Source organism: Acinetobacter dispersus (genome assembly GCF_009884975.1).
Classification (GTDB): Bacteria; Pseudomonadota; Gammaproteobacteria; order Pseudomonadales; family Moraxellaceae; genus Acinetobacter; species Acinetobacter dispersus.
In genome coordinates, this window is record NZ_CP041970.1 from 508,602 (window position 1) to 524,659 (window position 16,058).

Here is a 16,058-nt window from a genome sequence, read left to right on the forward strand (position 1 = left end):
CTAATCCAAGATTGGGTAGCATTTTTGTGGCAAAGCCTTATGAATTTTTCTGCAAATTTTATTTGAATATTTCATTCATCAATTTTTGACTTAATCAATTGAAAGTGTTGATGAATAACGGCAAGCCAAGCTTGTACTGCGGGAGAGATGGGCAGATTCTTTTTCCATGCCATAGCGAGATGCCACTGAATATTTGGTCTTTCGAGTGGAATGGCTGCAAACAAATCGGGATCAAGCATGTCGGTATAATATTGCGGCAATAGGGCAATCCCCATACGTTGTAGCACCATATCTGCTAGCAAATTCCATTGACTGGTACGGCATGCGATGCTTGGGTAGAAACCATGTTGCTGGCATGCATCCAGAATAATGCGATTGAGCGAGAAATTTTCAGGGAACATTAAAAAGGATTGATGCTGTAATTCTTCTAGATGTATTTTCTTGCGTGTGGCCCATGTTGCATCTCGTCTTAATAGTACCATCAACGGATAATCACACAATTCAATGCTATTAAAAATTTGCTGATCAAAAGGATGCAGCAACACACCCACATCTAGTTCATTATTCAGTAATGCTTGTTCAATTCCTTTGGAACCGACTTCAAGGAAGGAAAGCTCGATCTCTGGCCATTGTTGATGATAATCAAACAGGGCAGTGGTCAGCAGCTGAGAGCCTAAAGGTGGAACCCCAAGCTTTAAAGTGCCTGTTTTTAATTGCTGGTAGTTTTCGATTTCCAGAAAAATATTTTGTTCGGCTTGCAAAAGCTCAAGCGCATGCTGATAGATGCGATGGCCAATTTCCGTCAGTTCAACCTGTCTCTTGCGGCCATGTTCAGGTTTTACCAAGAGCTGTACCTGTAGTTGTTGCTCAAGCTGCTGCAAAATTTTACTGATGGTCGGTTGCGTCAGATAGAGTTGTTCTGCGGTACGGGTAAAGCTTTGGGTTTTGACCAAAGTGACAAAGCATTGCAGTGATTTGAATGAGAGCATCATGAATAAAATATTATTCCATTTTGGCATAATTTTAACATGAATAATTCATATTGTGCCAAGACCACTGGGATAACATAATGATGTAGTTCACCATCTTATTTGTTGTCATGAGTACTGATTCAGTTTCTGAAACCTCTTCCCCAAACAGCTTCTTCACATTGGCCAAACAGATTTTAATTCTGGCGGCTTTTTGGGGTATAGGATATTTCCTACATCAACAATTAGGTGTCCCGATTTCCGCAGGGATTTTAGGTATGTTGTTATTGCTGATCTGTCTATTTCTAAAGATTATTAAAATGGATCAAGTGGCTATGGGGGCTTCAGTGGTTCTAGGCGAATTATTACTGTTTTTTGTGCCTGTGGTTGTCGCTGTGGTTCAGTACAAAACCCTGTTTATGACCGAAGGCTGGCAAATTGTACTGAGTATTGCGCTGGGGACGATTTTGGTAATGTTGAGCACCTGCCTGACTATTCATTACTACAACCGTCTTAAAAGCTATTTGCAAACAGGTAAACCTTTCCAGCATAAGCATATCTAAAGGCATTTCACATGAATCTCTGGTCAATCCTTTGTCTGATCTGGACTTTGGTCGCCTATGCGGTTGCAAAACGTCTCTATCAGAAACATCCTAAATTATGGTTTTCTCCCGCGATTAGCGTGCCAGTGCTGACAATTGTATTAATGACGATTTTTGGTATTTCTTATCAGACCTATGCCCAAGATACCCAATGGATTGTGAATTTGCTTGGGCCTGCAACGGTTGCCTTTGCTGTGCCTATTTATCGTTATCGCGATACCATCCGTAAAAATCTCGGTGTTTTATCCATCGCGATTGTTGTTGGCATGAGTGTCGGGGTAATGTCGGCTTATGAGATGGCACAACTTTTTCATTTCAGTCCAGAAGTCACCAACAGTTTGATGGCTCGTTCTATCTCAACACCTTTTGCAATGATTTTAGCCGAAGATATTCATGGTTCGGCAGCATTAGTATCGCTATTCACCGTGATTACGGGCTTGGTCGGCATGATCTGCGGAGATGCCATTCTAGCAATCACCAAAATTCGTTCTGCTGTGGCAAATGGTGCTGCATTTGGTAATGCCGCACACGGTTTTGGCACCGCAAGAGCACAGCAACGTAATAATGAGGAAGGCGTGATTGCAAGCTTAACCATGGTGATTGCAGGTATCTTGATGGTGCTGGTTGGGCCGTTTGCCATTCACCTATGGTTATTAATTTAAGTCTTGAATTGACTGTTACATAAGACAATAGGGCGTGAGTCAAAGCTGATCGTTAATCACAGCAAGTGGCTTTTAGGTTCTCTATGACTCACTGTCCTTAAAGGTTTCATTCAAGGCCTGTTGCACTGCATCGACTCTGGATTTACAGGCTTTATAAGCCGTCATTGACTCTTCGACGATTTTCATTAAATTATCGATATCAGGTTCTTCTTGTGTTTCGAGTAGAGCGGCATTCTTTTTTAATAATGCATAGCCTTCCTTAAAATTTAATTCTTTCTTAGTCATGATCAATCACCTCGGTGAGCTTGGCATGGATATAACCATCTTGCATTTCAATAGATAGGGATGAACTCGCTTGATGGATTGAGCGAATCGCTTTATTTTCACAGCGGAGAATGCCATAACCCTTAGCCAGTACATTTCTCGGGTTTTGCAACAAGGTTTCTCGCATTAAAGCCTCGATTTGAGTTGAGGCTGTTTTTAGTTGTTGCTTGGCAAAATATTGTAGTGTTGATTTGGCCACTTGAAGGTGCAATTCGCTGGTACTGATTTGATTCTCAGCCTGTGACTTGATGCGATTGATCAATTGGTCATTCTGGCTTTGATAAGCAGTAATCTGATGTTGAGAAAGCAATTTAATAGTTTGAAAATGTTCCATCACTTCTAGAGAACGCTCTGAAATCAAATTACGAATACCTGCAATCACCTTACTTGGCGTATCGAAAGAACGATGGGCAATTTCATCTAAAATAGTTCGATCTTTTTCATGTCCAACCCCGACCCAAATCGGCACTTTGCGTTTACACAGCAGGGCGGCAAGATCATAGTCATTTAAATACGCCAGATCGTTGACTGCACCGCCACCTCGAATGATTACGATCAGGTCGGGTGGAAAGTTGTAGTCTGTTGCCCATTGACGTAGTCCTGCACCTAAAGATTCCATGATGCTGTGCGCAGCGGTATTTCCCTGAAAAGTCGCATTATGATAGACAAAATCACAAACACCTGCTTTATGTAATGCATCGGCATCTTTCTTGAAATCACCTAATCCAGCAGCATTTTCAGGTGCAATCACTAACACATGCTCAATATCAAAAGGGGTAGGTAAGGCTTTATTTAGAGGAAGTAAACCTTCACTGCTGAGTCGAGCAAGAATCTGTTGGTAACGTTTGGCAATATCGCCTAGAGTAAAACTAGAGTCGATATCTTCAATATTGACTGAAAAACCATATTGAGGGTCAAAGCGAGCTTTGATTTTAATCAGTACATTCAAGTCTTTGGAAAGTTCAATGCCACTTTCACGCTCAAATTTGAGTACCATTTTAGCCGCAGTAAATTTCCAAATCGTGGCCTTACAACTTGCGATGACTTTGTCTGTGCCTTGTTCTTTTTCAGCAAGCTCAAGATAGTAATGCCCACCTTTGATACTCAGATTCCGAATCTCAGCTTTTACCCACACAGGCTCTTCAAAAGTCAGGCGAATGATTTCCTGTACTGTTGCGAGGTAGTCGCTTAGAGAAAGTTGCGGTTCAGACATTAGGTCAGACAATGAATAGGATAGCGCTATAGTAGCAAATGGATTAACTTGATAACAAATAAGACCTATATTGTTTTAATTTATTTTTGTTGAGAGATAACGCATCTACAGTTTAATTTACAGATTGCTGTAGATGCGTGTTTTGGTTCAGATATTAAAGTGATTTATTCCATTTCAAAAATTTGAATAGGCCGAACATAAACATGATCCAGACTGGAATTAAAATCACTGATTCCTTAAAGCCTTGGGTCCACATGATGTATAAAATCATCACGATAAATGCCAGAACCAGATAATTACTCAGGGGTGAGAATAGGGCTGGGAATTTGACGGTTTTGCCTTCTTGCTGAAAGGCGCGTTTAAATTTTAAATGGGTAAAGCTAATAATGGCCCAGTTTAAAACTAAGGCAGCAACTGCCATATACATCAAGTGGCTTAAGGCTTGTTCTGGCACAAAATAATTGAGTAATACACAGCCAAAAATCAAAACAGATGAAAAGATCACCGCAGGCATAGGTACGCCTTGCTTACTGACTTTTGCAAAAACTTTAGGTGCATTGCCTTGTACCGCCAACCCGTACAACATACGACTATTGGCATACATACCACTGTTATAGACTGAAAGCGCGGCTGTTAAAATAATGAAATTAAGTAAATGTGCTGCCCAATTAATCCCGAGTTGACTGAAAATCATCACGAAAGGGCTTTTGTCCAAACCACCCAGATCAAGTTGATTCCATGGAATCAGTGACATGATGATGGCAAGTGAAGCCACGTAGAAAACCAAGATACGGAAGATCACTTGATTAATGGCTTGAGGAATACTTTTTTCTGGATTCTCAGCTTCCGCGGCAGTCATACCAATCAATTCAATGCCGCCAAAAGCAAACATTAAAAAGGCCAACATATAAAACAGGCCTGAGAAACCATGTGGAAAAAATCCGCCATGTTGCCAAAGATTTGCGAAGCTTGCAGTTGATTCTGTACCTGCTGTGAGCAAAAGAAACAAACCAAATAAAATCATTGAAATGACAGCAACGACTTTGATAATGGCCAACCAGAATTCTGATTCACCATAAAATTTCACATTGCCTAGATTTAAGCAGGTCACAACAATGAAGAAAAATAAAGTCGAGATCCACGCAGGAATATGTGGCCACCAATAATGGATATATTTGGCAATGGCTGTCAGCTCAGTCATTGCCACTAAAATATAAACCACCCAGTAATTCCAGCCCGATAAGAAACCAGCAAATCTTCCCCAATATTTTTGTGAAAAATAACTAAAAGAGCCTGCGACAGGTTCTTCTACAATCATTTCACCCATTTGACGCATGATCAGAAATGCGATCAGGCCAACAATGGCATAGCCCAAAATAATCGAAGGGCCTGCAGATTGGATCACTTGAGCAGAACCTAAAAACAGACCTGTACCCACAGCGCCACCCATTGCGATCAATTGGATATGGCGGTTTTTTAGTCCACGTTTTAATTGGGGAGAAGAATTACTCAAAATAAGATGCGCTGAACAAAAGGAAGCTATTGTAATGGATCATGAGGGGGGCGACTAGCTAGATTGATGAATTAAGAAAGTGATTCTGAGATTTATACTTTAGAAAATGGACCTTATAAATTTTTATGCGTTGAACTTAAAATAGTTAACGTTATTGTATCGGTCGATAGTTGAATTTTAGTCTCATGTTTAGCATCTTTAGGAATTTTATTTCTATAGGAATAAAACGAAAGTTTTAAAATAGCTATCGTTTTATTCTTTATATTTTAATAAAAACTAAAGAGGATGGATTTGTTGAACAGTACAGTAATTATTTGTACTCTGATTGGGATCAACGTATACATCTACTTGTCGATTTCCTTGAGACCAATGAATCAATGTTAACGCAATTATTGTTTTTCTTTCCTGAGGAATCAAGAACCATCCAAATGCTGCATGACCATTGCAAACTGTAGGTAAGTTTCCTTCTTCTAATTTAATCAATAGACCTTCAGTTATGCTGGTAATATTGGTAATTTTTCCAGAAACCCATGTCTCAGCAGCGAAAGTAGATTGAGCAAGTATAAGAAAAAGCGGTATTAGTTTCTTCATTTTATTTGATATCGTTAATGATGAAAAGAGTGATATTTAAAAATCAAACATATTATGAAAAATATGATTAATTCTTGTAACAATATTGTATCATAATTATGGTCTCCATAAAAATCCTACTTTGTTGAGAATTTACTTATTATTCGAGGTGATCTTGAAAAAAATTATTTTTGCTTTGCTCTTGGTTGCATCTTTTTCGCATGCTGAGCAGATTGACTGTGGTAGTTATAAAATTAAAAGCATACAAGCTGAAGATGGGGGAATAATTGTTTTACTTGTCGATAAAGCGGGAAAAGAACGGTGGAAAAGTTTGGGGAGCTGGCAAAATCCATCGACTAAACCTTTTCAGGCAGTTGCACAACAAGCTTTTGCTATGGATAAAGAAGTTGTTTTAAGGTTTTTTTATACTGGGCAGCAATATAGTTGTGATGAAACGGATTATCATACTAAACCTTATATGATTAGAATCACGCAGTAAGATTATGCTTGGAAGTTAAGTTGGGTTGATGCGGGTATTATGTTTTTTACTCGTATTGACTACAGTTTTTATTCGTGTGAATATTATTTTTTTCGTTAATATTAATACATTAATCGTTCATAATTATAGTACTGAGACTGTTCTTGAATTAAAGAGCCTATCAGTAAATTAATGAGCCTGTCAGTAATGGAGATAGCTCCAAAGAATCAATAGCTCGTCTTGAAAAAGAACTACCATTGTTTAAATATGTGTATGTTATATTTTTATCAGCTTTTTCTATGAATAAACTAATTTCTGATTGGGTAAAATTACTTTTGCTTACTCTGCTAGATCTGAGAAAGTAACATTCAATAGATTTATTTAAATTTTTTGGGGTTGTTGTGAGTAAAGTATACAAACGCATTGTACTTTTTTTAATTTTTATTCTTACTACTAGTAATGCTATGGCATTAATGTGTACAGGACCTGTTTCGGGAGTATCAGTTAATCCTCAAACTGGAAATATTTTAGCTCAGTCAGTTGGTGGGTTAGGCTATCCAGTATTATCTAGTACCTCATCTGTAGTAAATGAAATTCCTCCCGCGAACTGCAGTAAATTTTTTAGCTATGTTGTTAATTGCACAACTTACAAATAAACGGTTACTCTCTATTTCTCTAATGTGGAAAATTGTTCTGCTTTTGAGCCATGGAAATTAGCTCCTAGTTTTTATCATTACACATTGAATGATTAATTTTATGGTTATAGTGATGTTTTTACATTGGCATGTAAAAACACCACTATATTTTAGTAAATTATTTAATGTGAAAATATTGCATTAAAGGTGCGCCTTGTACGCTACATCCATCAAGGAATACATCAACTGTTTTTCCTTGGAGAAATGCAGCCAACAAGGATGCATAAGCTCTTCTACCATTGACACTATCTGAATCATCAAAACGGAACTGATTTGTGGCCCCGTGGAGACACTTTAAAGATGATCCAAATGCAGGACCATCTAACGTGACATAGCAGGTACCAATATCTCTGTGACAGCCTATATCTATGATTTTTCTGCCTTGAACATCTTCGCCAGCATAGGTTTGGCTAGTCATTCCTAAAATAAATAACATGAGAATTACTATTCTTTTAAACATTTTGCACCATTATTAAATTTTACTTACAGAGAAGTGGTTTGTTTGATAGGATCAAAAAATTTTAAAAATTATATACGAATTATTTGTTTATATTTATATTTACGTTTTTTTTTGTATATATTGTAGGTTTAAAATTAGTTGGGTTTTATTGAAATGAAAAAAATATTGGTATTCTTGAGTTTGATAATAACAGTTTTACTGGGTAATACTGTATGGGCCAGTACATTTGACGGTAAAGTTACTGCAATCCATGTACGAGATGTAGATGGTTTGGTTTGGATTTATGTAGAAGGAACAAGAAAAGGAACTGTACCTGCATGTGCGACAAAAAGTTATTTCATAGTAAAAAATGAAAATAGTGCAGCAGGTAAAAGACAATTAGCAACCCTGATGATGGCTCAAGCAATGAATAAAAGAGTTTTAATAGAGGGTTATAGTACTTGTACACGTTGGGGTGATGGTGAGGATATAAATACTGTTTCAATTTGGCAAGAGTGAAAACTTGCTTGTCATAGATAAGTTTTTAATGACGATACCATCAATTAACTTAGTGGTATCGTTATTATAGAGTTTGTATGATGTATGGTAATTTTAGAATTTAATCTTCAAGAATAAGGTCCAATACAGCTGGCAACCAAGCTAAATTTTTAGGGTCAACTTTTGTTGAAGTTGAAGAGATCATATTGCCTTGATTATCATATAAATAAGTTATTTTTGTACCATCATCATATTCAATCGCGATGAGTTTGCCTGAAGTATCATATTTATAAGTGGCTGAAGCAGCATGTAACAGTGTTGTTGAGCTTAAAGCTAAACATAATGATAAAAAAATCACACGCATATGAAGTCTCTTAGAGTTATATATTTTAGCTGCATTGTAGCACTATGGTTACTACGAATACTAATAGTTTAAGAAAAAATTTAATTAATTTAGTTTTTTGGACTCATTTCACGTGGAAGTGGTTGGCTTTTTATCGTTGTTTTTATGTAAATTAATATATTTTTTGTTATATTGCATTGTCTTTTTGAAAGCCGAAAAAAATGAAATATAAATTACTTTTCTTATCGATTTTGATTGCAATTCATCAGAGCCACGCTGCTGAATTAGAGTTGGCTAGTAGTTTGGAGGGGGCTACGAGTATTGACTCATTGGGTGTTGTCGATCACTCGATTCCAATTGTAATCCCATCTTCGTTGAATGGGTTCGTACCACAATTAAGTATAAATTATAATGGCCAATCACCTAATGGAATATTAGGTATGGGATGGGGCGTATCAGGATTGTCCTCAATAATTCGTTGTAATGAACTTAAGAATGGTAAGCTTTATACACCAGCATTATCTTCACGTGAAGAAAAGCTGAGTGCAGTTTTATTTTCTAATTCTTGTTTCAGTTTGAATGGCCAAAAATTAATTCGAGTCAGTCCTGATGGCACTGAGTTAGCTAAGACAGAATTTCGGTTAGAAAGTGATAGTTTTGCAAAAGTTACCATCGAGCTTGAATCTGCTAGTAGTTCTGTAATCAAAAAATTTATTGTAAAACATAAAAATGGAGTCATTCAGGAATTTTCTGCTGCAGTAAAAGGAAACCTTAAAAATAATGCTGGTGGATATGTAGAGAATACAGCCGCGCCTGTTATTTACGAATGGGGCTTAACTTCTGTAACTGATGTAAATGGTAATTATTGGACTGTAGAGTATCAAGATTTGCTTAAAGGGATGCTGTATCCCAAAGCGATTAAATATACGGGCAATAATGGAGCAAGTGCTGTAGCTGCAACTAACTCAATTGAATTTGAATATATCGATCGAAGTGAGGCTGAGAAAAAGAGTGGGTTTATTGAAGATGGTGCAACAAGGCTATTAGATAAAAAGTTAGCAAAGATAAATATAAAATCTAATAATATTTTAAAAAGAGAATATAGCTTTCAATATGATTCGATAGATGAGAATACAGCGAGCACAACTCGACTGAAAAGCATTCATTACTGTACTTTTGATGGAGTGGATAATTCATGTGTCGTACCTACTAAAATAGAATGGAATTCTTATGGTAAAGACTTAATGATGACGCCTGTTCGTGACATGCCTGAAAAGCTTCCTGAGGCTGAAGGAATGAAAACGATAAGAATAAAAACAAGAAATAATGTAGTTTCTAAAGAAGTGGTTTATATAACTAAAAAAGATAATAGCTTAAAATTATACTCTACAAATGTTGACTTGGAAGGTGCGAGGATTTCTACGATCCTTAGTCATCCATCAATTGCAGGGTATAGTGATTGGTTGGTTACTACTGCTGATATTAATGGTGATGGCATTGAGGATTTGATTGTTTATGGATTGGGGAGTGCAGGTAATATTTCCTCTATACTATTTTTTAATTCATCCTTTAATAGTAATGGGATGAGGCAGTTTGATTTCTATAAAGAGTTAAAAGATATTCCGACACCAAAGTTTTATTTAAAAGATCTTGTAGCAAGAGATTTTGATAATGATGGTATTACGGATTTAGTTGTATCATACGGTGGACGTAATAAATCTAATCCAGGTCGATATGATGGGATTAAGTTAGATGCACTTGGGAATGTGATTTCTGTTAAATCAACAGTTTTTGACCCTACAGTCTACGATAGCTTGCAAAGTGGTTTTATTAACGGAACTGAGTTAGGCCGATTTAAAAGAGATGGGTCACATGATGCCCTAAGTTTTGCGCAACACAACTCAGATTTATATTTATGTACTTATAATATTTATGGTTATGTACTTAAAGAAAATAGGGTAATTAAAGGGTGCGAAAATAATCAAAAAATCTCAGAGTCATCTGCTAAATTAAAAAATGCTATTTTTGCCTATCAAAAAGTAATAGTAGATTATAATCAAGATGGTTTGGATGATATATTGCTTTTTAATGTTATATATCTGGGAGCAGTAAATGGGAGTAACCCAAGACGTGCAAGATTTCAAGTTTCCTTGGCACCCTTAGTCTCTAGAGGTAGTTTGACTGGCGATATTTTTGAATTACAAAAAGAGATATTTTTTGAACCATTCGAAATCGAAACGGATTTTGTAGCACCACCCCAAGGTTGGGGGATGATGGGTACTTATTATTTTAGTAAGCCTATCTTTGCTGATTTTAATGATGATGGTCATTTAGATTTCTTTATGTATGCAGGTAATCCAGCAAAACCTTACCTCTTAACTTACTTCCAAAGACCTGATCAAAAATATGATTTATTCTTAAAAGATATGCGAGACTTTTATAAACCTAGATCCCCTATGGAGGAGATGGTTTATGCTATGAATGGATTTCCTTCCTCTGAGGCAGATTTAACCAATAATTATAATTTAAGCATTATGCCATTCTTATCTGATATCAATAATGATGGTTTTTCCGAAATTAATTTGCAATTTATGGCTAAAGCCAAGACAAAACCAGAAGCATTTATTTACTCATATTTTTCTCAGGCCGCAGAAAAAGATGCTTGGGATTTAGGAAGAGTTTGGGTTTCTTTAAAATCGGGTGGTTTTAAAAACTCACAAAATATGCTGAGGTCGATCGATACAGGCGATGGTCGAAAGCAAAAATTCATTTATAGCAACTTTAGCCAAGCACCTGAAAGCATGGAGGCTAGGCCATTTCCAATTCGAGGCAGTGGTTCAGCTAGTTTGGTGACCTATGCAGTCGAGAACTATTTAAATAATGCTTTGGGCTCAAAAAGCACTTATCTGTTTGCGTCGCCAAGGGTTGATGTCAAGGAAGCTCGTTTCTTAGGCTTTGAAACGATGACCGAAACGTCGGAGACCTATAATAAAAATGCCAGTGGTGCAGATGTTACTAATAAACTGGTGAAGGAAACCATCTTTAACCAGAACTATCCCTTTGTTGGAATGGCCAAATCAGTGACGACCAAAGCCAATGATGCCTTGGTATCGAAGGTGACGGTGGCCGATGCAGACTTTGTAAGTGATAGTGCTTATCCAACCACCAAGGTGAAATTCCCACGGGTTAAGAAATCAACAGCTTTAAACTATGACTTGGGTAAACTGATTTCAACCACAGTGACCACAAATAACCATGAGAATGTGTTTGGGAATCTGATTGATTCCAGTGTCACTACGACCAGCGCCGATGGTGCCAGTGTATTTAGTACCAGTGTAAAACCAGTTTATTCAGCAGCGGATCGTACCAACTGGATTCCAGGATTAGTCAAAGAACGTACGGTGACGTCGTCACGAACAGGGCAACCAACACTGACGAAGAAGAGTACATTTGATTATGATGCCAAGCAGCAGTTAAAGCAGAAGGTTGATGAGCCGAATAATGCGGCCTTAAAACTGCAAAGCGACTATGAATATGACAACTACGGAAACCTGAGTAAGGTTACCGTCAGTGGTGCGGGGAATGGAACGGATACCAATATTGGTAGTCGTGTTGTGAACTCCTTCTATGAAGCGGGAGCTGGCCATTCAGCAGGTGTGTTTAAGACACGTGAAACCAATGCTTTATCGCAACAGGCGAGTTCGAGCTATGATGCGGTGACGGGTCAAATGCTGACTTCAACCGACTTAAATGGTGTGGTGAGCAAACAAACGGTTGATAGTTTGGGTCGGGTAAAAGTGAGTACACCAGCAGGTGCAGCACAGACTACGAACGATTACCAATTATGTAAAACCTTTGTGGGTGTTGGAACCAATAGCCGAGAATGTGAAACTGGCGAGAACTATAAGACGACCAGTACCACAGCTTTAAATGCCCCAGTGCTTGTATTTAAAGATGCTGTTGGCAATGTGAAGCGTACAGTGACTAAGGCCTATGACAACGTCAATGATGTTGTGGTTCGAAGTGAATATGATGCATCAGGACGCTTATACCGTAGCAGTGTTCCAAGCCTCAGCAATGTTGCTTATGGTAGCTTGCAGTGGACCAGCTATGAATATGATGTACTCGGTCGTGTTACTAAACTGGTAGAACCGGGGAACCGTGTTACGACTTATACTTATGATGGACTACAAAGCTCTATTATCAATGCTAAAGGCTTAAAACGCACAGAGAAGAGCAACATTGCCAATGAAGTGGTTGAGATTCTAGACCACGATAACAACGCATTAAAATATACCCGAGATGCATTGGGACGTTTAATCCAGACCACAGATGCTTTAGGAAATAGCATTGTTCTAACTTTAGACAACAATGGCAATAAACTGCAACAAGTGGATCCAGTACTGGGGACGTGGAAATACCGCTACAACCCATTGGGTCAGGTCGTTTGGCAACAAGATGCCAAAGGACAACAAACCACGTTCCAGTACGATGCATTGGGCCGCTTAAAACAACGTGTGGAACCAGACCTAAGTTCAACATGGACATGGGATACAGCAGCGAATGGTAAAGGAAAGCTTGCCCAAGTGAGCTCGGCGAATGGCTATAGTGAAAGTTATGCTTATGATGCCTTTGGTCGGCTGTTCCAAACTACGACCAGCAAGAAGATCGATCCAAAGGCCCAAGGAGCTACGGATCCGGACTTTATTAGCAAGTGGAACTATGATGCGGCAGGTCGTACCTTGGCCTTTGCCTACCCAACAGGCTTTGGTTACCGTAATATCTACGACACCAACGGTTACTTAAAAGAAGTTCGTAACTTGGCGGGTAACCAGTTGTACTGGGCGGCGAATGCACGAGATGCACGAGGCAATATTACCCAAGAAACCTTGGGTAATGGTCTCGTGACCAAAAAAGGTTATAAAGCAGATACCGGCTTTATTGAATCGATCAATACAGGGAATGCTGCGATTCAACAAAACAGCTATGCCTTTGATGCGATTGGGAACCTTACTAACCGTAACCAGAACTTGGCGGGTATCTCGATCAATGAAAGCTTTGTCTATGACAATATTAATCGCTTAAAGAGTGTTGTAAACCAGAAGGGTGAAAGCTCCTCAGTGAGCTATAACGCGATTGGTAACATCACGAGTCGTAGTGGTAAAGACACCTTTAACGCAGCGAAATCGAATAACTACACTTGGACCAGTTTCAACATGCCGTTGCAGATCAAGCAAGGCACGACGACTGAGGACTTTATGTATGATGCCAACCATGAGCGAGTGCGTCGTACTAGTGTAGAAGGTGGCAAGACCACGACGACGGTTTATTTGAACCCACGAATAGATACAGGAGGTACGTTTGAGAAGAGCTATTTACCGGATGGTACTACAGAGTATGCGCACTACATCTATGCAGGTGGTGGTGTTGTAGGCAGTTATGTCAGCAATGACAAAGGTACGCCTCCAACGGGTGACTTAGGCACGGCTTACCAAAGTGGCGTTGCTCCAAACAGTGCGGTAGCAGCGATCAATAAGACAGGACCTTATCGTTACTTCCATACAGATCATTTAGATTCGATAGAGGTGATTACAGATGCAGCGGGTAATCCGCTAGAGCGTTTGAGTTATGACCCATGGGGTAAGCGACGTAATGTAGATGGAACGGTGTCGACGGATACGCTGAAGGGTAAGAGTAGCCGTCATGGTTTTACCTCGCATGAGATGTTGGACAGTATTGGTCTGATCCATATGAATGGTCGAGTGTATGACCCGAGTATTGGTCGTTTTATTAGTGCAGATCCGACGATAGATGGAGCGGATAACTTACAGGGTTATAACCGTTATGCGTATGTACACAATAATCCGGGGACGTTGTTAGATCCTAGTGGCTTTGGTTGGTTCTCTAAGGTTAAGAAAGAAATTGGACGTGCATTCACCAAGATTTTAGATGATGTTCTTGGTACGTGTTCAAAAGCGAAAGGCGATTGCGGTGTTTCAATTGGTGCAACTTATGGACCAAACAATGCGGGTATCGGCCGTGGTGACAGTGAAGTAGCATTTCGTCCTAAAATTGGCTTTGGTGGTGGTATTAACCACGATGATTATGCCTTGCAATTTCAATATAATGATGGAGGTGGATTAAGCTTTGATCGCTTCTATTTCCCAGAACAATATGCTTTGCCAGGTAATAATTTTGTTGATATTGGTGCATTAAGAGCAGCATTACATGTTTCATATCGTATAGAGGATTTAAATCTTAATTTTGATCTTCCTCAAGATATGTCTGCAAAATTGAGATCAGGTGGCTATGGCTCCAACGAGGATAAGGCAGCTAGACGATCGTGGTTGGCATACCAAATAGGAGATGATCTTGAGGGAATCGGTTACGCAATAGATGCCAATCCATTTAGAAATGGTTTAAAAGATTACATACCAATAGTGAAACTTCCTGGATTGAGTCTCAAAACAGTTGGACGTTTACTGAAAGGTGATTGTGGCTGTTTCGATGATGACACACCAGTTTTAACAAAAGATGGATATAAGCGAATTGTAGAAATTAAAGAAGGTGATTTAGTTCTTGCTCGTCATGAAGAAACAGGCGAGATCGCTTATAAACCTGTTAAACGAGTATTTGTTGTACCAAATCGACGTATCTATTTGCTTAAGACGATTGATCATTCTGGCAAAGAAAATACAATAGAGGTATCTGATGATCATCCATTCTGGGTAGTAGACAAGAAATGGGTACATAGTATTGACCTTAAAGAAGGTGATCGGCTTTTAGATGCAAATAATCAAGTTCATAAAGTTGTTTCATTTACTGAGACAGATCGAGTAGAAACCACTTATAATTTGGAAGTTGAAGGCTACCACACGTATTTTGCAGGCGATGCAAATATATGGGTGCATAATGCTAATTGCTTATTTAAGACTACTCAAGAAGCTACTGCAGCAGCAAAAAAATTAGGTTTTCAGAAAACTAATGAGTATTCTCATAATCAAGCCGTTTATAAAAAAGGAAAATATTATATTACTCCTGATGCAGATGGGCATATTGGAGGTGCTTGGAAAATGGCAAAGTCTGTCGAGAAGTTAGCTTCTAAAGAAACAAGAATGGGTACTTACGATATAAACTTAAATAGAATTGGAGATTGATTTTATGAGTCAAATTGAGTGGATTGAAAGAGGCAAAACAATTAAGCAATTGATAGAGGAGTTACAGTCATTCGAGAACCAAAATTTATTCGTAGAGCTGTCTCTAGATGGAGGGGACTCTTCTAAGCCAATAAGTTTGGTGGGTAAGATGGATGGTAAATGTATTTTAATGAATTGTAAGGATTAATAAATGGTTCCAAAGAGCTGCGAATTCAAACATGAGGTGCGACAGATTTAAAAGCCTGATGACAAACAACCAATTGAGTAAATTCCTCTAATGGGGTATGAACGAAGATAGTGATAGGTATACCGTATGTTTGATCAATTGAATAAGATTCAGGTTGTAAGTATTTTTGTTACGTCTATTATTGTTCTTTTAGGAGCACTTTTGGGTCCAAAATCATTAAGAAAAACTTTGTGGGTTGGGCTTATCATATTATTAACAACTTATTTTATTAGATTGTTTTAATTTGAATTAACTGGTTATCTAGTTTTGCTGTTTCAGGTTTGTTTTAAAACTTGGAGCAGCATGGATTGAACCACATTAAATGTTACATTTTAATGTGTTTAATTTAATATTTTTAAACGGGATTTTA

At 38.2% G+C, this 16,058-nt stretch carries 12 protein-coding genes; 5 read left to right on the forward strand and 7 right to left on the reverse strand.

Annotated elements, in window-relative coordinates:
* Nucleotides 1–71: 71 nt before the first annotated feature.
* Complete coding sequence (locus FPL17_RS02130) at nt 72–989, reverse strand: LysR family transcriptional regulator (RefSeq protein ID WP_159886755.1); 918 nt, start codon at nt 987–989, stop codon at nt 72–74.
* Between the two features lie 110 nt (nt 990–1,099).
* Between FPL17_RS02130 and FPL17_RS02135 the strand changes: the two genes are divergently transcribed.
* On the forward strand, nt 1,100–1,531 hold the full coding sequence (locus FPL17_RS02135; protein ID WP_159882869.1) for a CidA/LrgA family protein: 432 nt from the start codon (nt 1,100–1,102) through the stop codon (nt 1,529–1,531).
* Between the two features lie 11 nt (nt 1,532–1,542).
* The gene (locus FPL17_RS02140) at nt 1,543–2,232 is read left to right on the forward strand and encodes an LrgB family protein (protein ID WP_159882871.1); all 690 of its coding nucleotides are present in this window, start codon (nt 1,543–1,545) and stop codon (nt 2,230–2,232) included.
* An 81-nt stretch (nt 2,233–2,313) separates the two neighbouring features.
* Here the strand turns inward: FPL17_RS02140 and xseB are convergent, their stop codons facing one another.
* From xseB to FPL17_RS02160, 4 genes are all read right to left on the reverse strand, one after another.
* Nucleotides 2,314–2,517 carry an exodeoxyribonuclease VII small subunit gene (gene xseB, locus FPL17_RS02145; protein WP_159882873.1) on the reverse strand — a complete coding sequence of 68 codons (204 nt, stop codon included), beginning with the start codon at nt 2,515–2,517 and terminating at the stop codon, nt 2,314–2,316.
* Nucleotides 2,510–3,769: an exodeoxyribonuclease VII large subunit gene (gene xseA, locus FPL17_RS02150; RefSeq protein WP_159882875.1), complete on the reverse strand. Its 1,260-nt coding sequence runs from the start codon at nt 3,767–3,769 to the stop codon at nt 2,510–2,512. The genes xseB and xseA overlap by 8 nt, the downstream gene beginning before the upstream one ends.
* 154 nt (nt 3,770–3,923) lie before the next feature.
* On the reverse strand, nt 3,924–5,282 hold the full coding sequence (locus tag FPL17_RS02155; RefSeq protein ID WP_159882877.1) for an amino acid permease: 1,359 nt from the start codon (nt 5,280–5,282) through the stop codon (nt 3,924–3,926).
* Between the two features lie 276 nt (nt 5,283–5,558).
* Complete coding sequence (locus tag FPL17_RS02160) at nt 5,559–5,873, reverse strand: ABC transporter ATP-binding protein (RefSeq protein ID WP_159882879.1); 315 nt, start codon at nt 5,871–5,873, stop codon at nt 5,559–5,561.
* 154 nt (nt 5,874–6,027) lie between these two features.
* Between FPL17_RS02160 and FPL17_RS02165 the strand changes: the two genes are divergently transcribed.
* Nucleotides 6,028–6,351, forward strand: coding sequence for a hypothetical protein (locus FPL17_RS02165; RefSeq protein WP_159882881.1), 324 nt, complete (start codon nt 6,028–6,030; stop codon nt 6,349–6,351).
* A 792-nt stretch (nt 6,352–7,143) separates the two neighbouring features.
* Here the strand turns inward: FPL17_RS02165 and FPL17_RS02170 are convergent.
* Nucleotides 7,144–7,461 (reverse strand): hypothetical protein, encoded by a 318-nt coding sequence (locus FPL17_RS02170; RefSeq protein WP_228277584.1) that lies wholly within the window; start codon nt 7,459–7,461, stop codon nt 7,144–7,146.
* A gap of 177 nt (nt 7,462–7,638) precedes the next feature.
* On the opposite strand from FPL17_RS02170, the gene FPL17_RS02175 reads away from it, so the two are divergent.
* On the forward strand, nt 7,639–7,983 hold the full coding sequence (locus FPL17_RS02175; protein WP_159882883.1) for a hypothetical protein: 345 nt from the start codon (nt 7,639–7,641) through the stop codon (nt 7,981–7,983).
* A gap of 100 nt (nt 7,984–8,083) precedes the next feature.
* Here FPL17_RS02175 and FPL17_RS02180 read toward each other — a convergent pair whose 3' ends face one another.
* Nucleotides 8,084–8,326 carry an RHS repeat domain-containing protein gene (locus FPL17_RS02180; RefSeq protein ID WP_159882885.1) on the reverse strand — a complete coding sequence of 81 codons (243 nt, stop codon included), beginning with the start codon at nt 8,324–8,326 and terminating at the stop codon, nt 8,084–8,086.
* Nucleotides 8,327–8,526: 200 nt separating this feature from the next.
* On the opposite strand from FPL17_RS02180, the gene FPL17_RS02185 reads away from it, so the two are divergent.
* Nucleotides 8,527–15,462 carry a toxin C-terminal domain-containing protein gene (locus FPL17_RS02185; RefSeq protein WP_159882887.1) on the forward strand — a complete coding sequence of 2,312 codons (6,936 nt, stop codon included), beginning with the start codon at nt 8,527–8,529 and terminating at the stop codon, nt 15,460–15,462.
* Nucleotides 15,463–16,058: the final 596 nt, after the last annotated feature.

Bases quoted from the DNA above. Each gene is read 5' to 3' on its own strand.
- FPL17_RS02135 (WP_159882869.1), top strand. From the start codon at position 1,100: ATGAGTACTGATTCAGTTTCTGAAACCTCTTCCCCAAACAGCTTCTTC.
- FPL17_RS02160 (WP_159882879.1), bottom strand. From the start codon at position 5,873: ATGAAGAAACTAATACCGCTTTTTCTTATACTTGCTCAATCTACTTTC.
- FPL17_RS02140 (WP_159882871.1), top strand. From the start codon at position 1,543: ATGAATCTCTGGTCAATCCTTTGTCTGATCTGGACTTTGGTCGCCTAT.
- FPL17_RS02130 (WP_159886755.1), bottom strand. From the start codon at position 989: ATGCTCTCATTCAAATCACTGCAATGCTTTGTCACTTTGGTCAAAACC.
- xseB (WP_159882873.1), bottom strand. From the start codon at position 2,517: ATGACTAAGAAAGAATTAAATTTTAAGGAAGGCTATGCATTATTAAAA.
- FPL17_RS02185 (WP_159882887.1), top strand. From the start codon at position 8,527: ATGAAATATAAATTACTTTTCTTATCGATTTTGATTGCAATTCATCAG.
- FPL17_RS02170 (WP_228277584.1), bottom strand. From the start codon at position 7,461: ATGTTATTTATTTTAGGAATGACTAGCCAAACCTATGCTGGCGAAGAT.
- xseA (WP_159882875.1), bottom strand. From the start codon at position 3,769: ATGTCTGAACCGCAACTTTCTCTAAGCGACTACCTCGCAACAGTACAG.
- FPL17_RS02175 (WP_159882883.1), top strand. From the start codon at position 7,639: ATGAAAAAAATATTGGTATTCTTGAGTTTGATAATAACAGTTTTACTG.
- FPL17_RS02180 (WP_159882885.1), bottom strand. From the start codon at position 8,326: ATGCGTGTGATTTTTTTATCATTATGTTTAGCTTTAAGCTCAACAACA.